At 68.0% G+C, this 17,440-nt stretch carries 16 protein-coding genes; 4 read left to right on the top strand and 12 right to left on the bottom strand.

What is annotated here, in order from left to right; all coding sequences use genetic code 11:
• The 7 genes from DBV35_RS12535 to purL all read right to left on the bottom strand — a co-directional run bounded on the left by DBV35_RS12535 (position 1) and on the right by purL (position 7,224).
• The gene (locus DBV35_RS12535) at positions 1 to 531 is read right to left on the bottom strand and encodes a TRAP transporter small permease (RefSeq protein WP_108660447.1); all 531 of its coding nucleotides are present in this window, start codon (positions 529 to 531) and stop codon (positions 1 to 3) included.
• 33 nt (positions 532 to 564) lie between these two features.
• Positions 565 to 1,551, bottom strand: a complete 987-nt coding sequence (locus DBV35_RS12530; protein WP_108660446.1) for a TRAP transporter substrate-binding protein — start codon at positions 1,549 to 1,551, stop codon at positions 565 to 567.
• 188 nt (positions 1,552 to 1,739) lie between these two features.
• Positions 1,740 to 3,041, bottom strand: coding sequence for a threonine/serine exporter family protein (locus DBV35_RS12525; RefSeq protein ID WP_170134913.1), 1,302 nt, complete (start codon positions 3,039 to 3,041; stop codon positions 1,740 to 1,742).
• 59 nt (positions 3,042 to 3,100) lie between these two features.
• Positions 3,101 to 4,156 carry an AbrB family transcriptional regulator gene (locus tag DBV35_RS12520; RefSeq protein WP_157961705.1) on the bottom strand — a complete coding sequence of 352 codons (1,056 nt, stop codon included), beginning with the start codon at positions 4,154 to 4,156 and terminating at the stop codon, positions 3,101 to 3,103.
• 252 nt (positions 4,157 to 4,408) lie between these two features.
• Positions 4,409 to 4,747, bottom strand: coding sequence for a Grx4 family monothiol glutaredoxin (gene grxD / locus DBV35_RS12515; RefSeq protein WP_108660443.1), 339 nt, complete (start codon positions 4,745 to 4,747; stop codon positions 4,409 to 4,411).
• Positions 4,748 to 4,777: 30 nt separating this feature from the next.
• The gene (locus DBV35_RS12510) at positions 4,778 to 5,014 is read right to left on the bottom strand and encodes a BolA family protein (protein WP_108660442.1); all 237 of its coding nucleotides are present in this window, start codon (positions 5,012 to 5,014) and stop codon (positions 4,778 to 4,780) included.
• A gap of 20 nt (positions 5,015 to 5,034) precedes the next feature.
• The gene (gene purL / locus DBV35_RS12505) at positions 5,035 to 7,224 is read right to left on the bottom strand and encodes a phosphoribosylformylglycinamidine synthase subunit PurL (RefSeq protein ID WP_108660441.1); all 2,190 of its coding nucleotides are present in this window, start codon (positions 7,222 to 7,224) and stop codon (positions 5,035 to 5,037) included.
• Between the two features lie 79 nt (positions 7,225 to 7,303).
• Between purL and DBV35_RS30625 the strand changes: the two genes are divergently transcribed.
• Positions 7,304 to 9,445, top strand: a complete 2,142-nt coding sequence (locus DBV35_RS30625; protein ID WP_211099949.1) for a mechanosensitive ion channel family protein — start codon at positions 7,304 to 7,306, stop codon at positions 9,443 to 9,445.
• 21 nt (positions 9,446 to 9,466) lie between these two features.
• Here the strand turns inward: DBV35_RS30625 and DBV35_RS12495 are convergent, their stop codons facing one another.
• From DBV35_RS12495 to DBV35_RS12485, 3 genes are read right to left on the bottom strand one after another with little or no spacing between them, the layout of a single operon-like run.
• The gene (locus DBV35_RS12495; protein ID WP_157961704.1) at positions 9,467 to 10,303 is read right to left on the bottom strand and encodes a VOC family protein; all 837 of its coding nucleotides are present in this window, start codon (positions 10,301 to 10,303) and stop codon (positions 9,467 to 9,469) included.
• Positions 10,300 to 10,980 carry a DsbA family oxidoreductase gene (locus DBV35_RS12490; protein WP_108660440.1) on the bottom strand — a complete coding sequence of 227 codons (681 nt, stop codon included), beginning with the start codon at positions 10,978 to 10,980 and terminating at the stop codon, positions 10,300 to 10,302. The genes DBV35_RS12495 and DBV35_RS12490 overlap by 4 nt, the downstream gene beginning before the upstream one ends.
• The gene (locus tag DBV35_RS12485; RefSeq protein WP_157961703.1) at positions 10,977 to 12,686 is read right to left on the bottom strand and encodes an extracellular solute-binding protein; all 1,710 of its coding nucleotides are present in this window, start codon (positions 12,684 to 12,686) and stop codon (positions 10,977 to 10,979) included. The genes DBV35_RS12490 and DBV35_RS12485 overlap by 4 nt, the downstream gene beginning before the upstream one ends.
• A gap of 283 nt (positions 12,687 to 12,969) precedes the next feature.
• On the opposite strand from DBV35_RS12485, the gene DBV35_RS12480 reads away from it, so the two are divergent.
• Positions 12,970 to 13,593, top strand: a complete 624-nt coding sequence (locus DBV35_RS12480) for an invasion associated locus B family protein (protein ID WP_108660438.1) — start codon at positions 12,970 to 12,972, stop codon at positions 13,591 to 13,593.
• 37 nt (positions 13,594 to 13,630) lie between these two features.
• The gene (locus DBV35_RS12475; protein WP_108660437.1) at positions 13,631 to 14,251 is read left to right on the top strand and encodes an invasion associated locus B family protein; all 621 of its coding nucleotides are present in this window, start codon (positions 13,631 to 13,633) and stop codon (positions 14,249 to 14,251) included.
• Positions 14,252 to 14,351: 100 nt separating this feature from the next.
• On the opposite strand, the gene hspQ is transcribed toward DBV35_RS12475, so the two are convergent.
• Both hspQ and DBV35_RS12465 read right to left on the bottom strand, forming a co-directional pair.
• The gene (hspQ, locus tag DBV35_RS12470; RefSeq protein WP_108660436.1) at positions 14,352 to 14,681 is read right to left on the bottom strand and encodes a heat shock protein HspQ; all 330 of its coding nucleotides are present in this window, start codon (positions 14,679 to 14,681) and stop codon (positions 14,352 to 14,354) included.
• A 318-nt stretch (positions 14,682 to 14,999) separates the two neighbouring features.
• Positions 15,000 to 16,058 (bottom strand): lysophospholipid acyltransferase family protein, encoded by a 1,059-nt coding sequence (locus DBV35_RS12465; RefSeq protein ID WP_108660435.1) that lies wholly within the window; start codon positions 16,056 to 16,058, stop codon positions 15,000 to 15,002.
• 405 nt (positions 16,059 to 16,463) lie between these two features.
• On the opposite strand from DBV35_RS12465, the gene DBV35_RS12460 reads away from it, so the two are divergent.
• Positions 16,464 to 17,411 carry an AEC family transporter gene (locus DBV35_RS12460; RefSeq protein ID WP_108660434.1) on the top strand — a complete coding sequence of 316 codons (948 nt, stop codon included), beginning with the start codon at positions 16,464 to 16,466 and terminating at the stop codon, positions 17,409 to 17,411.
• Positions 17,412 to 17,440 lie beyond the last annotated feature (29 nt).

Raw genomic sequence — 17,440 nt, 5'->3', positions numbered from 1 at the left:
TCAGTCGCCGGGCTCGATGCCGGCTTCGCGGGCGAGATGGTCGACATCGATGCGCGCCGAACGCGCGCCCGTGATGAAGGCGTGGCCGAGTTCGGCGAAGCGCACCAGCATGAAGGTGCCGGCGATCGGCAGGATCAGATAGACCCAGGCCATCTGGACCCGCATCGCGGACGAGCGCTGGCCCATCGCGAAGGCATGGCGGACGAGGGCGAGGCCGTACCAGAAGAGGAGCGCCGCGAAGACGCAGCCGACGAAGGCGGCCGCGATCGCCACGATCCGGGCCTGCCGCTCGGGCAGGAAGGTCTGGAGCAGGTCGACGGAGATGTGCTTCCCCCGCCGCACGCCCATCCCCGCCCCGATGAAGGCCATCCACACCACGGTGTAGCGGACGAGCTCCTCGGCCCAGAAGATGGACGTGTTGAACACATAGCGCAGCACGACCTGAATGATGACGAGCGAGGCGGCGAGCGCGATGCACACCACCATCGCCGCGTCTTCGGTGAAGTCGAGCGCCTTTAACGCGTAGCGCATTGAAACGCTCCAGGACCCCGGCGCGGGACCGACTTAGTTGGTTTCCGCGTAGATCCGCTCGAGAAGCTCCGGCGTCACGATGGAGGCGAAGCCCTCGTGCACCTGGCGGCTCGCGTCGACGAACTCGGCGCGGGCCTCGTCGCTGAGCTCGGAGACGTTCATGCCGTTCTCCTTGAACTTCGTGACCAGCGACTCGTCGAGCGCGGCGGTCAGCTCGCGGTTGTAGTCACGCGCGTCGAGCACGGCCTGCGCCACGATCTCCTTGAGGTCGTCCGGGAGGCCTTCCCAGGCCGTCTTGCTGACGATGAAGGCGTAGGGGAGGTAGGCGTGGCCCGACAAAGTGAGGTCGGACTGCACCTCGTAGAACTTCATCGTGTCGACGGAGGTCAGCGAGTTCTCCTGCGCCTCGGCGACGCCCGACTGGAGGGCGTTGTAGACCTCGCCGAAGGGAAGCGGGATCGGGTTCGCGCCCCAGGAGCGGTACTGGTCGATGATCAGCGGGCTGTCCATCGTGCGCACCTTCACGCCCGAAAGGTCCGCGATCGAAGTGATCGGCTTGTTCGCGGTGAGGTGCTTGAAGCCGCTCTCCCAGTAGCCGAGACCCTTGAGGCCCTTCTCGTCGAGCGTGTCGAGAAGCTCCTGGCCGATCGGGCCGTCGAGGACGGCATAGGCGGCCTCGGGCGAGGGGAAGATGACGGGCAGGTCGAAGACCTGCATGCGCGGCTCGAAGTTGCCGAGCTTGGCCGTCGGCGGGATGCCCATCTGGACCGAATCGAACTGGATCTGCTCGATGATCTGCGCGTCGTCGCCGAGCGAGGCGGACGGGTGGATCTCGATCTCCATGCGCCCGTCGGAGCGCTCGGCGATCAGCTCGGCGAGCTTCTCGGCGGCTTGGCCGGCCGGCGTCGCGGGACTGACGATGTGCGCGAACTTCCAGGTGATGTCCGCGGCATTGGCTGCGGTCGACACCATGAGCCCGGCAATGGCGATCGAGGCGACGTGAACCCCTACACGGATCATGCCCAAACTTCCCTTATTGGCGATTGGAACGGACGCAGGATTGCGTTCCCATTGGTTGGGCGGATCGTATCAAAGCGGCTGGGCCGGAGTAGTGCTGGCTTCCGTATGGGGTGAGGACGAAAAGTATACACCCGCCCCGGCGCGACCTTGGCGGTTCCGTGGCGCGCCCGTGTGGGCGCGGGGTGGGGCTATCGGTCGCGCAGCGGCGCGTCGTCGGCAAAGGGCCAGATCGCGTCGATGATCATCTTGGGGACGATCACGCCGATCGTCATGGCGAGGAGGATGAGGAGCGCCGCCGCCCCGTTCGTTGCGATCGGGAGAAGCAGCGATCCGGCTCCCGCCTCGCCCGCGTGGAGGAGGGCGACGGTCGCGGCGGCCATCTCGAAGAGGAAGATGCCGGGGATCAGCGAGACGACGGCGGCGAAGGCGAAGGCCGCGAAGGGAAGGCGCAGCACCCGCGAGATCGGCGTCACGAGAAGGCCGGCGATCAGGCACGCGACGAGTGCGCCGACCTCGAGGCTCGCCCCCGCGAGGACGAGCGCGGCCCAGCGCGACGCGTGCGCCATCATGCCGATGAGGATCGGGATAGGGAGATAGCGCCAGGGCATCGAGAAGAAGGTGCCGTAGGCGCTGACCGCGAGGCCCGCCGCGATGATGTCGAGGGTGAAGGCGAGGGGTGGCGGGCTGCCGGCCGAGGGGAGGGTGCTGCCGGTAGCGGCGAGCCCGGCGAGGAGGCCCGCCGAGATTGCGACCACGATCATCCCCGCAAGGGCGACGCGCGCGATGCCGAGGCTGATCCTGGCGCGCAGGAGGTCGATGAAGCCGTTGAGGAAATGGGGCCCCGGCACCAGCACCATGCACGGGCACAGCATGACGAGCCGCGCCTCGGTGGCAAGACCCCGCGACAGCGCCACACCGCCGGCGAGCCCCGCGAGGAGCGCGGCGACGAGGGGCTGGGCGAACGGGTTCGCGGTGCGCCGGGCGACGATGCGGCGCAACACCGCCCCGCCCCCGGCGCTCGCCATCGCGAGAAGGATGGTCGCGGGCTCGCTCGCGCCGAAGAGGATCGCGAGCGCCGCCGCCCCGATCGCCGCGAAGAGCGCGAAGCGGGGCGTGGAGACGGGCGGCATGGCGGCGATCCGGTCGAGCCGCGCCCCGAGCGCGTCGACGGAGAGGGATCCGGCCCGCACCGCCTCGATCGCCTCCATCGTCTCGGCGACCTTTCCCATGTGGACGCCGAGCGGCGCGGCGGTGACCGAACGCATCTGCGTGCGGCCCGCGGCGTGCGCTTCGACGCGCACCTCGCCCCAGCGCACATAGACGCGCACGGGCGTGCCGGTCACCGTCGCGAGCCCCTCCACCGCGAGGACGGTCCGCTCCGTCGTCTGCCCGTTCTCGATCAGCAGCGCCGCGGCGTGCGCGAGCACGGGGAGGCGCGCCCAGGCGGCCGCCTCCTCGTCCTGCGGCGTGGCCGGATCGGTGGCGGGCATGGGGCTCCTTCGCGGATCCGCGGGCGATGCGCCGATTGGAGGCGATCGGCCCGCCGCCATCAAGTGGCGCGCGTCTCCATCCGGCGCACGAGGTTGAAGAGCGGGGCGGTCAGAGTCGCGACGACGATGATCCGGCCGAGCTGCCACGCGGTCACGAATTCGGGCTGCAGGTTGAGGACGGCGGCCGTCAGCGACATCTCGGCGATGCCGCCCGGCGCCGTCGCGAGCACGGCGACCGGATAGGGGATCACGCCCGAGACGAGCGCGGCGAGGCCGAGATGGGCAAGGATCGAGACGACGATCGCCAAGAGCGCCGCCGGCACGAGGCGATGCGCGCGGCGCAGGTGCGCGGCGTCGAAGCGGGCGCCGAGCGCGCTCCCGATCATCACCTGGACGAGGATCTTGAAGAGCGGCGGCACCGAATGCGGCTCCGGCATCAGGAGGGCGATGGTGATGCCGACCATGAGCCCGCCGAGGAGCCAGGCGTTGAACACCTTCAGCCGGTTCAGCGTCGTTCCGACCAGGAGGCACGTCGCGCAGGCGAGGGCGAGGAGCCCCACCGAGATCGGCGGCAGCACGTGCGGCGCGCCGTGCCCCTCCACCGACAGCGTGACGGCGAGCGGCAGGGTGAGGACGATGACGAAGATGCGCAGGCTCTGCACCAGCGAGACGAGGCTGGGGTTCGCGCCGAAGGTCGTCGCGAAGCCGGCCATCTCGGCAAGGCCGCCGGGCATCGAGCAGAAGAAGGCGGTGGTCGTGTCGATCCCGCCGAGGCGCGCCATCATGCGCGAGATCAGCGCGCAGATGATCAGCGAGACGATGCAGGTCCCGAGGATGACGTACCACCAGGAGAGGATGCGCAGCGCGACGTCGCCGGAGAAGAGGATGCCGATCGAGAGGCCGACGCCGAGCTGGCCGCCCTTGCGCACGACATCGCTGATGCCGAGTTTCAGGCCCAGCGTCGACAGGATCGCGCCACCGATGAGGGGCGCGAGCAGCCACGGAAGCGGCATCGGCGTGTGGGAGGCGGCCGCCCCGACACCGCACAGCACGACGAACGCAATGGCGCCGCGCACCTTGGTGGGGAGGCTGTTGAAGGAGGCTGCTGAAGGCACGAATCGTCCGATGCTCCGAGACGGAGCGCAGACTTGCATTTTAGAGCGGCTCTCGCTCCATTGGAAACAATCGAGCGAGAAAAAGCCGCTCGCCTTCAAGGTGCTAGATCATCTTGTCCGCGCTCGATCGAGCGCGAGATGATCTAGACGCAGCAAACGGCCCGTGACCAGCGGTCCGGACCGTTCCTCAAACGATCGACGGCCGGCCCGCCCGTGAAAGGCGAACCGGCCGGTCGGATTGGGGTGCTGGCTTCAGGCGGCGGTGTCGCGCGTCGGGATGCCGGCGCTCGTCAGGTGTTCCTGCAGCTCGCCCGCCTGGAACATTTCCCGCACGATGTCGCAACCGCCGACGAACTCACCCTTCACGTAGAGCTGGGGGATCGTCGGCCAGTTGGAATATTCCTTGATGCCGTTGCGGATCTCGGCGTCCTCGAGGACGTTCATCGAGCCGTACTCGACGCCGAGATAGTCGAGAATCTGCACGACCTGGCCGGAAAAGCCGCACTGCGGGAAGTTCGGCGTGCCCTTCATGAAGAGCATGACGTCGTTCGACTTGACGGCGTTGTCGATGGTCTCGTGCGCGTTACTCATGCGAATTCCTCGTGGGTTTTGAGGCTCAATCTATGCGTCGGGTGCGACGGTTTGTAGGGCAAGGGCGTGCAATTCACCGCCCATTCGCCCTTTCAGCGCGTCGTAGACGATCTTGTGCTGGGCGACCCGCGTCTTGCCGCGAAACGCCTCCGAAATGACGGTCGCGGCGTAGTGGTCGCCGTCACCAGCGAGATCGCGCACCTCGATCCTCGCGTCGGGGAGCGCCTCGCGAATGAGTCGCTCGATCTCGTGCTGATCCATCGCCATACCGGCCTCCCGTCACGGGCTTATGCGGTATGCCGCGCCATGTAGGCGGGCATCCACCCCTCGTGCGCATTCTTCAGGTCCGCGCACGATACACTGAACCGCCCGGCAACGGTCAAATTCTCCCCGCCGACCGTACCGATGGGCGCAATGGCCACACCGGCATCGATCGCGGCCTTGAGGAGCGATTCGGGGGTCGCCGTCGTCAGCACATAGCGGCCCTGATCCTCGCCGAAGAGGTAGAGGTGGACGGGGTCCGGAATGTCGAGCTTCGCGCCGAGGCCGGAGGCGATCGCCATCTCCGCGAGCGCGACGCCGAGGCCGCCGGAGGAGACGTCATGGCAGGCCGAGACGAGGCCGTCATTGATCGCGCCGCGCACGAAATCGCCGTGGCGCCGCTCGCGCGCGAGGTCGACCGGGGGCGGGGGACCGGCGCGGCGGTTGCGGATCACGTCGAGATAGAGGGACTGGCCGAGATGGTCGCCATGCCCGCCGACGAGGAAGATGGTTTCGCCTGCGCCGCCGAAGGCGAGGCCGACGCGCTTGTCGATGTCGGCGAGGCGGCCGACGCCGCCGATCGCGGGGGTCGGCAGGATCGCCTGCCCGTCGGTCTCGTTGTAGAGGGACACGTTGCCGGAAACGACGGGGAAGTCGAGCGCGCGCGAGGCCTCGCCGATGCCGCGGATGCAGCCGACGAACTGGCCCATGATCTCCGGCCGCATCGCGCTGCCGAAGTTGAGATTGTCGGTGATCGCGAGCGGTTCGGCGCCGACGGCGGTGAGGTTGCGCCACACCTCCGCGACCGCCTGCTTGCCGCCCTCCACGGGGTCGGCCCAGCAATAGCGGGGCGACACGTCGACCGTCATCGCGAGGGCGAGGGGGCCGTCGCCGATGCGCACGACCGCGGCATCGCCCCCCGGCCCGTTCGCGACATTGCCCGAAATCACGTGGTCATATTGCTCCCACACCCAGCGGCGCGAGGACCCGTTCGGGCTGCCGAGAAGGGTGAGGAGTGCCTCGGCGACATCGTTCGGCGCGTCCGCGTCCGAGTCTTCCAGCGCCGGCGGGGCGGGCGGGTCGACGAAGGGGCGGTGGTAGACGGGGGCCTCGTCGCCGAGTTCCTTGATCGGCAGGTCCGCCTCGACGCGGCCCTTGTGGGTGATGCGGAAGCGCAGATCGTCCGTCGTCTCGCCGACGATCGCCGAATCGAGCGTCCACTTCTTGAAGATCGCCTGCGCCTCTTCCCAATGCGCCGGGTCGAGCACCATGAGCATCCGCTCCTGGCTCTCAGACAGCATCATCTCGTAGGCGGTCATGTTCTCTTCGCGGCAGGGCACGGCGTCGAGATTGAGGTGGATGCCGAGATTGCCCTTCGCGCCCATCTCGACGGCCGAGGAGGTAAGGCCGGCAGCGCCCATGTCCTGGATCGCGATGACGGCGCCGGTCTTCATGAGCTCCAGGCACGCCTCGAGGAGGCGCTTGCCCGCGAACGGGTCGCCGACCTGGACGGCGGAGCGCTCGGCCTGGTCCTCGGTCTCGAAGGTCGCCGAGGCCATGGTCGCGCCGTGGATGCCGTCGCGCCCGGTCTTGGAGCCGAGATAGACGATCGGCCGGCCGACACCCTCGGCCTTCGACAGGAAGATCCCGTCCTGGCGCGCGATGCCGACCGCCATCGCGTTGACGAGGCAGTTGCCGTCATAGGAGGGGTCGAACTCGACCTCGCCGCCCACCGTCGGCACGCCGAACGCGTTGCCGTAGCCGCCGATGCCCGCGACGACGCCTGCGAGGAGGTGGCGCGTCTTGGGGTGATCGGGCGAGCCGAAGCGGATGGCGTTGAGGGTCGCGATCGGCCGCGCCCCCATGGTGAAGACGTCGCGCAGGATGCCGCCGACGCCCGTCCCCGCGCCCTGATAGGGCTCGATATAGGAGGGGTGGTTGTGGCTCTCCATCTTGAAGATGACCGCGAGCCCGTCGCCGATATCGACGACGCCCGCATTCTCGCCCGGGCCGTGGATGACGCGCGGACCGGTGGTCGGCAGCGTCTTCAGGTGCGGGCGGGAGGACTTGTAGGAGCAGTGCTCGTTCCACATGGCGGAGACGATGCCGAGTTCGGTCAAGCTCGGCGTCCGCCCGATGAGGGCCTTGAAACGTTCGTACTCGTCCGGGGTCAAACCGTGCGCGCGCACGATCTCCGGCGTAATAGTCTCTTCCATGGTCCCTCGCTTAAAGTTATCCCGGCGCTTATGAGGGCTTTCGCAGCGCGTCAAGCCGCAAGAGGGGATGGGAATCGATATGACACGGATCCTCTTTGCCACCCTTCTCATGCTCTTCACCGGCGCCGCCTTCGCCCAGACGGCGAGCACCGGCGCGACGCCTGAGCCCTCCGCCAACAGCGCCGCGATGACGGCGGCGGTGAACGCGCTCGAAGCCGGCGGCAACAATGTCTTCGTGGTGCCCCCGGCCGCGCCGCCCCCCGCGCCGGCCCCTCAGATGGCGCCCATGGACCGCATGTTCCAGGCGCGCATGGCGTTTGCAGACCTGATCCGCAACATCCCGAACCTTCCGGCCGACATCGCCAACGGCTTCTCCGTCGTCGGGCGCGACTCGGTGACGTGGCTCGTCAAGACGATCCTCTATGTCGGCCTCTGCCTCGCGGTCGGCTGGGTCGGCTACTGGTACACGGGCCGCCTCGTGCGGCGGATGACGCGCCGGACCGACCGGCCGCTCGATTCGCGCTCGGCCCTCATCAGCAACGCCCTCATCGTGATGCTGCGGCATCTGGGCGGGGCCGCGGCGCTCCTCGTCATCGGGACGATCACGCTCGCGATCGTCCAGCCGGAAGCCTCGCCCCAGCGGGCGACGATCTTCACCGCGATCCTCGCCGCGACGCTCTTCGTCGCGCTGCGCGGCGTCCTCCTCGCGGTCCTCTCCCCGTCCGACCGGGCCGCCCGTCTCGCCCCGTTCGACGACGATCTCGCCCACGCGCTGTTCAGGGAGGTGCTCGGCGCGCTCATCATCACCGACATCATCGGCTTCTTCGCGATCAGCTTCTCGCACCTGCCGATCGCGCTCGCGAGCAAGCACACGCTTCTGCTGATCCCGGCCTTCGTCGCCGTGATCCTCCTGTCGATCATCCTCCTCATCCACCGGCCGAAGCTGAGCCGGGTCATCCTCGGCACGCATCCGCGCCCCAACAAGCTGCGGCGGCTCCTGTCGGTGGTGTGGCCGGTGCTCGCGATCGGCTACCTCGTCGCCTCCTTCCTCAACACCGTCTCGCGCCTCACGATCGACAATGAGTACACGGCCGGGCCGATCATCGCGCCGACCGTCGCCCTCATCGTTGCGCTGATCACGGCCGGGCTCCTCATCATCCTGCACGACCAGCGGCTGAAGCTCGGCATCATCCACGACGCGTGGACGGACCTTTATGAGCGCGTCTCGATCGGCGTCTCGGTGCTCGTCGGCTTCGTGGTGCTGGGGATCGTCTGGGATGTGCGCCGCGCGGTCTGGTTCGACGAGGCCGAGGCGGTCCTCGGCATCGCCGCGACCGCGCTCGTCGCCTGGGCGGCGTGGGAGGCGGTGCGGCTCTGGGTGACGATCCGGCTGGAGGAAGAGACCGAATCGGCCGGCGGCGACCACGAGGGGGAGGGGTTCGGCCCCGGCGTCTCGCGCCTCGCGACGCTCCTGCCCATCTTCCGAAGCGTGATGTTCTTCGTCATCATCTCGGTCTGCGTGACGGTGGTGCTGTCGTCCCTCGGCGTCTCGGTCGCCCCGCTCTTCGCCGGTGCCGGCATCGTCGGCCTCGCGATCGGCTTCGGCTCGCAGGCCCTCATCCGCGACATCTTCTCCGGCGCCTTCTTCCTCTTCGACGACGCCTTCCGCCGGGGCGAGTATATCTCGGTCGGGAGCACGGCGGGGCAGGTGGAGAAGATCTCGGTGCGCTCTTTCCAGCTTCGCCACCACGAGGGGCCGCTCCACACGATCCCGTTCGGCGAGATCAAGCAGCTCACCAACTTCTCGCGCGACTGGGTGATCATGAAGCTGCCGGTGCGCCTCACCTACGACACGGACGTCGAGAAGGTGCGCAAGCTGATCAAGAATATCGGCCTGGAAATGAAGGCCGATCCGGAGCTCGGCCACCTCTTCATGGAGCCGCCCAAGAGTCAGGGCGTCGTCCAGATGGAGGATTCGGCGATGATCATCCGCATCAAGTTCAAGACGAAGCCGGGCGACCAGTTCCTCGTCCGCCGCCACGTCTACCAGCGCGTGCGCGAGGCCTTCGCCGCGAACGACATCCACTTCGCCCACCGCGAGGTGACGGTCCGCGTGACCGGGACGGACGACGAGGAGGTCAAGCGCCGCGCCGCGACCGCCGCCGTCCGCGCGATGGACGAGGACGAGCGGAACAAGAAAGCGTCGGCCGGCCCCGTCTGAGCGGGGGGCGCGCCGATCCTGTCAGGCGGCGACGAAGCGCATCGTGACGCCCGCCGCGCACTCGGGCGGGACCACGAGCGAGGCCGGATGCGGCACGCCCGCTTTCTCCAATACCGCCCGCGTTGCGGTGAGGTCGTGCGAGACGAACTCGATCGCGGCGAGGGCCGGGGGCGCGGCCGTCGGCGTCCCGAACTCGGTCGCGAAGGCCTGGGGCGTCATGAACGTCACCGTTGCGTTGTCGAAATCGAGGTCGACCCGGCTGGGGCTGGCCTTGGCTCCGCCTGGCGCGATCTTGCCCCATTTCGCGGCGATCGTGTCGAGATCGTCGGCGACGCCGATGATCCGCTTGATCCCGGCGACCGCGTTCGGCTGATCGAGAAAGTCCGGCCGCCAGACGACGTCGGGCGTCAGGTGCTCGCACACGAACACATGCGCGCCCGGCGTCGTGCGGTGCGCGATGTTGGTCGTGCGGAAGGAGGCCTCGCGCGTGCCGCCCGGAAGCTCGACGGGCCGGGAGAAGGCGTTCATCGTCTCCGCGCCGATGCCCTCGGCCGCGAACGCCTCGTAGGCGGCGGCCGCGTCCTCGGTCTTCATCGCGATGCCGAAGAGGTTGCGCCGCGCGGCGAGCGCCTCGCGCATCGCGGCATTGAACTCGGTCGGCGCGGTGACGCCGAGCAGCTCCAGATAGGTGCCGTTCGAAAAGACGGACGTCGCGTTCGCCGTGCCCTTGTGGGCCGAGTGGATGCCGCGGGGCGTCACGGCGAAGCCGAGGCTGGTGAGCATCGCCTCGCCCGCGCCGAGATCGTCGACGGCGATGATCGTGTGGTCGAGGCCGCAGATCGCGTGGCCGGTGCTCACGGCGCCACCTTCTCGCGCCGCTCGACCGCGACCTGGCGGATGGCGTCCGCCAGCACCTCGGCCGGCTGCGCGCCGCTCACCGCGTAGCGCCCGTCGAGGATGAAGCAGGGGACGCCCTGGACGCCCATCGCCTGGGCGTGGACGATCTCGGCCTCGGTCTCGGCAAGGTCGGCCTCGCTTTCGAGGAGGCGGCGGACCATCTCGCCGTCCATTCCGGCGTCGGTCGCGGCGCCCACCAGCGTCTCGGTCTTGGTGAGGTCCGCGCCCTCCAGGAAATAGAGCTGGAAGAGGCGCTCCACGACCGCGTCCTGCACGCCCTCGACGTCCGCCCAGCGGATGAGGCGGTGCGCGTCGAGCGTGTTCGGCGAACGGGTGATCTTCTCGAAGGCGAACGGAATGTCCTCCGAAGCGCCGGCGGCGCGCACGCGGGCGTAGATCTCCTCGGCGCGCTCGGGCCCGCCGAACTTTTCGCTCAGATATTGCTGCCGGTCCTTCCCGTCCGGCGGCAGCGTCGGGTCGAGCTGGAAGGGGTGCCACGTCACCGAGACGTCGAGACCGTCGATCTGGTCGAGCGCCTTCTCAAGGCGCCGCTTGCCGATGAAACACCAGGGGCACATCACGTCGGAGACGACGTCGATGCGCAGGGGCTCCAGCGCGCTCGTGTCGATATCGCTCATGGATTGACCCACCATGTTTCGAGTTTCACGCCGGCGACGTTCTGCTTGTCGGGCACGCCGAGGCGGCTCGACCGGGCCACCCACTGCACCGGCGAATGATAGAGTGGCACCACATAGATGCCCGACAACAGCACGCGATCAAGCGCATGGACGGCGTCGACAAACCGCTCGCGGGTCGTCGCGGCCAGCATTTCCGCGATCATTGCGTCGATCGCGGGGGTCTTCGCTCCGGCATAATTGAACGAACCCTCCACGTCCGCGGCCGCCTCGGACCATCGGTGCGTCTGCTCGTTGCCGGGCGAGAGGGAGGCCGGCCAGAAGACGCGCGCCATGTCGAAATCAAAGCCGAGCATGCGGGCGTTGTACTGGCTGGAATCGGCGTAGCGCACGCGCGCGTCGATCCCGATCGGGCGCAGGAGCCGCTGGTAGGCGAGGGCGAGGCGCTCGTCATCGCGCGTCGCGACCAGGATCTCGAAGCTGAAGGGCGTGCCCGCCGCGTTGACGAGGCGGCCGTCCTTCACGCTCCACCCCGCCTCGCCGAAGAGGCGCAGCGCCTCGCGCACATTCTTGCGGTCCCGCCCCGATCCGTCCGACACCGGCGGCGTCCACGTGCCGTCCATGATGTCCGCCCGCACGGCGTCGGGGTAGGGGGCGAGCATCTCGCGCTCGGCCGCGCTCGCGGGCGTCCCCGTCGATTGCAGCTCGGAGTTCGAGAAGTAGCTCGTGGTGCGGCGAAGCTGGCCGTAGAAGAGCTGCTGGTTGATCCAGTCGAAGTCGAGCATGAGGTTCATCGCCTCGCGCACGCGCACATCGTCGAACGGAGCGCGGCGCGTGTTGAAGACGAACGCGAACATCCCCCGCGGGATCGCCGTCGGCACCTCCATCTTCACCGCCCGCCCGTCGCGGATCGCGGGGAAGTCGTAGGCCGAGGACCAGTGGCCGGCGTCGGCGTCGAGATAGAGGTCGATCTCGCCGGTCTTGAACGCCTCGAACATCGCCGTCTCGTCGCGATAGAAGTTGAAGCGGACGGTCTCGGCGTTGAAGCGGCCGGCGTTCAGCGGGTTGTCGTTGCCCCAATAGTCCGGATTGCGCCGGTAGGTGACGCTGCGGCTCGGGTCCACGGCGTCGATCACGTAGGGGCCGGTCCCGATGGGCGGCTTCAGCGTGGTGCGGCCGAACGCCTCCGGATCGGTGCTCGCCTTCGACAGGATCGGCATCAGGCCGAGAATCATCGGCAGCTCGCGATCGTTGGCGTTCGGGAAGCGGAAGGTGACCGTGCGCGCGTCCGGCGTCTCGATCGCCTCGACCTTCGCATAATAATTTCGCGCATAGGGCCAGCCCTTCTCGCGCAGAAGCTCGAGCGAGAAGACGACGTCCTCGGCGGTGACGGGGGTGCCGTCGGAGAAGGCGGCCTTCTCGTCGATGGTGAAGGTCACCCAGTCGCGCGCCTGCGGCATCTCGACGTCGGAGGCGAGGAGGCCGTAGAGGGTGAAGGGTTCCTCATAATTGCGCTCCAGCAGGCTCTCATAGACGAGGTTGCCGTAGAGCGCGTCGCGCAGGCCCGGCGCCTTGGAGCCGCGTGGAATCATGGGGTTGAGCGAATCGAAGGTGCCGAGCGCGCCGAAAGTCATGCGCCCGCCCTGCGGCGCATCGGGGTTCGCGTAGGGGAGCGGCGCGCCGGGGGCGAGCGCGGCATCGCCATGCATCGCGATCGCATTCGCCGCTTGCGCCTGCGGCGGCGAAAGTGCAACCAACGCGGCCGTGGCTAGTACGACGATGAAGGGCATCCGTCGGCGCAGTAACCGGTCCGTGGCAAGTCCGGCGGGCGTTGTGATCAGCATCGTCAGCCTCTTCGACGCGCAAGCGATGTCGTGAATTTTCCGAATCGTCATACTCGCTCTTCTAGCCATTTTGGCTGACCCGGTCTAAGCGTTCCGTGACCGGGTGGGGCGCGACCTGCCACAAGCTATGAGTACGGGGGAATAGACCATGCGTTTGGCCAAGATGTTTGCCGCACTGGCACTTGCGACTGCGACGGCCCTTCCTGCGGCGCCGAGCATCGCCCAGGACGCGCAGCAGCAGCAAGAGAATGCCTGGGTCAAGATCTGCAACCGCGATCCGCAGGCGAACAAGGAACTCTGCCTGATCACGCAGGAGCTGCGGACCGATTCGGGCCAGTTCCTCGCATCCGTCGCGATCCGCGAGATCCCCGGCGAGGCGCGCAAGACGCTGCTGACCTCCGTGCCGGTCGGCATGCTGATCCAGGCCGGCGTGCAGCTCCAGATCGACGGTGCCCAGGCGCAGCGCGCGGTCTACTCGATCTGCTTCCCGAACGCCTGCTATGCCGAGCTCGCGATCGACGCCGCCTTCATCAGCCGCCTGAAGGCCGGTGGCAAGCTGCAGGTGACGACGATCAACCAGCAGGCCAAGCCCGTCCGCTTCGACATGACGCTGATCGGCTTCACCTCCGCCTATGACGGCCAGGGCATCGACCCGCAGGAGCTGCAGCGCCAGCAGGCGAACCTCCAGAAGTCGCTCGAGGAGCGCGCCCAGGCCGCCCGCGACCGCCTCGTCGCCGAGCAGCGCAAGGCCGTCGAGCAGGCCAACCAGTAGGCCCTGTCGCAAAGGGCCCTCGCAGGAGCACGGTTCCATGACCAAGCATCTGGCCAAAGTTTTCGCCGCATTCGCCCTCGCGATGGCGACGGCCCTTTCTCCCGCGCCGACCTTCGCCCAGGCGGCGCCGGACAATGCCTGGGTGAAGATCTGCAATCGCGATCCGCAGGCGAACAAGGAACTCTGCCTGATCACGCAGGAGCTGCGGACGGATTCGGGCCAGTTCCTCGCCTCCGTCGCGATCCGCGAGATCCCCGGCGAGGCGCGCAAGACGCTGCTCGCCTCCGTGCCGGTCGGGATGCTGATCCAGCCCGGCGTCCAGCTTCAGATCGATGGGAACGGGGCGCAGCGCGCGCCCTTCTCGATCTGCTTCCCGAACGCCTGCTATGCCGAGCTTGCGATCGACGCGGCCTTCATCTCGCGCCTGAAGGCCGGCGGCAAGCTGGAGCTCATGACGATGAACCAGCAGGCGAAGCCCGTTCGCTTCGATTTGACGCTGGTCGGCTTCACCTCCACCTATGACGGGCAGGGGATCAACCCGCAGCAGCTTCAAGAACAGCAGCGGGCGTTGCAGAGGCAACTCGAAGATCGGGCCCAGGCCCAGCGCGACAAGCTCATCGAAGCACAGCGCAACGCCGTCAAAGGCAGCAGCCAGTAAGACGCCGAAACGAAATGAGGGGCACCCGACGGATGCCCCTTCATCGTTCGACGCGGTGCCGGGTGCGACGCCCCGCGGACGGGGCTGCCGCGACGGCGGATCAGTGGAAGTTGGAGCTGCGGGCGCAGTAGGCGCCGTCACGCCGCTCGAACATGTCGCTCACCTGAGGGTGGCGCACGGGCTCGCCCGTGTCGTCCGGCAGAAGGTTCTGTTCGGACACGTAAGCGATGTATTCCGTCTCGTCGTTCTCGGCGAACAGGTGATAAAACGGCTGATCACGGCGGGGACGCAGGTCCTCGGGGATCGCCTCCCACCATTCCTCGGTGTTCGAAAAGGTCGGGTCGACGTCGAAGATGACGCCCCGGAAACTGAACACGCGATGGCGGACCACCTGGCCGAGCTGAAACTTAGCCGTCCGAATTTTGTTCATACGTACTGCCCAACTATAGGTCGGTGAGCGACCGGTACACGGGACCACAACTCTCGAATGATCGGAGAAGATCGGCGTGGGCGGGCCCTCATGGCCGTGCCCGACGAACGGCCATCGCGCGATTGCGGCCGATCGATCGCATCTCCTGAATGTCGTCCACCCATGACCAGTTCAGCTCCAAGTCCAGCTCCGCGCAGGGCTGGACTGTGAAAAACGATCTAGGGGTACCGAGCGCACGCGGTCCGTGCAAGCCTGAGATAAGGCCGATTCGGCCGCTGGCCAGGGAAAGTCGTCATCATCGTGAACGGGAGGCGCGTCTCAGCCCGCCCGTTCTGTTTCCGCCGGCAAAGCCGCTTTCTCGCTGGCGGGGGCCTCCTCCGGCATCGCCATCTCCTCCGCGCCGAGCGGCGGGAGGACCGTGTCGCCCACGGTGAGCGTGCGGCGACGCGACCGGGCCCACTTGCGGTGCGTCCACATCCACTGCTCCGGCGCCTCGCGGATCCAGCGTTCGAACACGTCGTGGAGGGCCTGGGTCGCCTCGGCGATGTCGCGGTCGCGATCCTCGGTCACGTTGACCGGCACCTCCTCCAGCATCGCGCGGAAGTGGGCGCCCTTGGTGCGCACCACGGCGCCGGCGATCATCGGCTTGCCGGTCATGCGGGCGAGCATCGCCGGGAGCGGCGTCGCGAAGGCGGGCTGGCCGAAGAAGTTCACCCCGATGCCCCGCATCTCGCGAAAATCGGAGACGAGGCCGACGGCGACGCCCTGGCGCGCCAGCGCGATGAGCGCCGGGCCGACATGCGGTCCCTTGGCGAAGAGGCCGGCGGGGTAGGCGCTGTCGCGCATGCGGCGCAGATACGTCTCCACCAGCGGATTATGGAGCTTCTGGTAGACGCCGGAGAGCTTCAGCCCCGCCTCGCGCGGCAGGATGCCCGAGATCTCCCAGTTGCCGAGATGGAGCGCGGGACAGATCGCCCCGTCCTTCACGCGCTCCTTGAAGGCCTCGAAATTCGCCGGAAACTCGACACGGCTCCTGTCCTTCACGAGGCGGTCGATCTGGAAGGCCTCGCCGATCACGCGGCCGAGATGGTGCCACATGGCGCGCGACATCCTGAGGCGCTCGGCGTCGGAGAGCTCCGGCATCGCGAACGCCATGTTCTCCAGCACCTGCTTGTTGCGCGGCGTCAGCGGCATGATCGTGCCGAGCGTGTAGCCCACCGCCGCCGAGGCGATCCCGACCGGAACGTGGCGCAGGAACACGCTGAGGACGCGCATCACCCCGTATTCGACCACCTGGCCGAAGCTCGGCCGATCCCCCTTCGCCGGATTGCGGCCCTTCTCGCCGGGGGGCGGTGCGGTGGCGGTGTTGGCGTCCAACAGTGCGTCCTCTCGGGTCGCGGCCCGTCCCCGCGCGCGCACGAACGCGCTGCGGGTGCCCGACGGCTGCCGCAGTCAATGGACGGCCCCTTTAGCAGATGGCCGCCTTCAATCTAGTGTCACAGAGCGGGGCACGTATACGATTTTGGGGTGCGCGCACGCCTCTCGGGCGGGCTTTTTCACCGTTGGGTGCGGCTTCGTCACACTCGCCGTCGGCGGGATGCGGCATTTTTCGCCACCGCGTCGGCGGCCCGCCATTGCCCCTTTACGAACGGTCGCGCGATCGCCTACGCCTCGATTGCCCGAATATCATCGTCCGGACCATCCTCCATCCCGGCTCGCCGCCTCAACGTGCGCGAGTGGTTTGACGGATGCTGCGGCGCTCTGGAGACGCAAGCGAGCGCAATGCGCGAGGTCCTGACGCTCACACTCCCGCTCTTCGGCCTCATCTTCTTCGGTTTCGTTGCGGGGAAAATCGCCAACCGGCCGGCCTCCGGCCTCGAATGGCTCAACATCTTCCTGATCTATTTCTCCTTGCCGGCGCTCTTCTTCCAGCTCCTGTCGCAGACCCCGTTCGAGGAGCTGTCGAATGTCGGCTTCATCGTCGCGATCGTCGTGTCGACCTTCTCGATCTTCGCGATCGCGTTCGGGATCGGCCTCGTGCGGAGCCGCTTCGACATCGAGCGGGCGACGATCCAGGCGCTCGTCAGCTCCTACTCCAACCACGGCTATCTGGGGCTCGGCCTCGCGATCTCGGCGTTCGGCGCGCCCGCGGCCGTCCCCATCGCGCTGATCTTCACGTTCGAGAATATCGGCTTCTTCACGCTGACGCCGGTCCTCATGTCGCTCGGCGGGGCGCAGCAGAGCTCGGTGCGGGAGACGGCGCTCCGGATCCTGAAGCGCATCTTCACGCACCCGTTCATCCTGGCGGTGATCGCGGGGATGCTCGCGGCCGCCTTCGAGTGGCGCCCGCCCGACATGATCGACGGGCTCCTCACCATGCTGCGCGGCGCGGCGGCGCCCTGCGCGCTGTTCGCGATGGGCGTTACCGTCGCCCTCCAGCCGCCGCCGACGCGCCGCTCGGTCGGCGACCTCACGATCTTCCTCTCGATCAAGCTGATCGGCCACCCGCTGATGGCCTATCTCGTGTTGAGCACCGTCACCGTCGATCCGCTCTGGCTCACGATCGCGGTGCTGATGGCCGCGCTGCCGCCGGCCACCAACGTCTTCATCCTCGCGACCCAATATTGGCGCTTCGTGGAGGGGGCCTCGAACGCGATCCTCGTCGGAACCGCGATCTCGGCCTTCACCGTGCCCGCGATCCTCTACGCGATCCGCGCGGGCTACATCTGAGCGGCCCGGCCCGCCTCAAGCCAGTGACG

Source organism: Acuticoccus kandeliae (assembly GCF_003073115.1).
The sequence above is the reverse complement of the archived record's forward strand: the minus strand, read 5'-3'. Positions and strand labels throughout refer to the sequence as shown.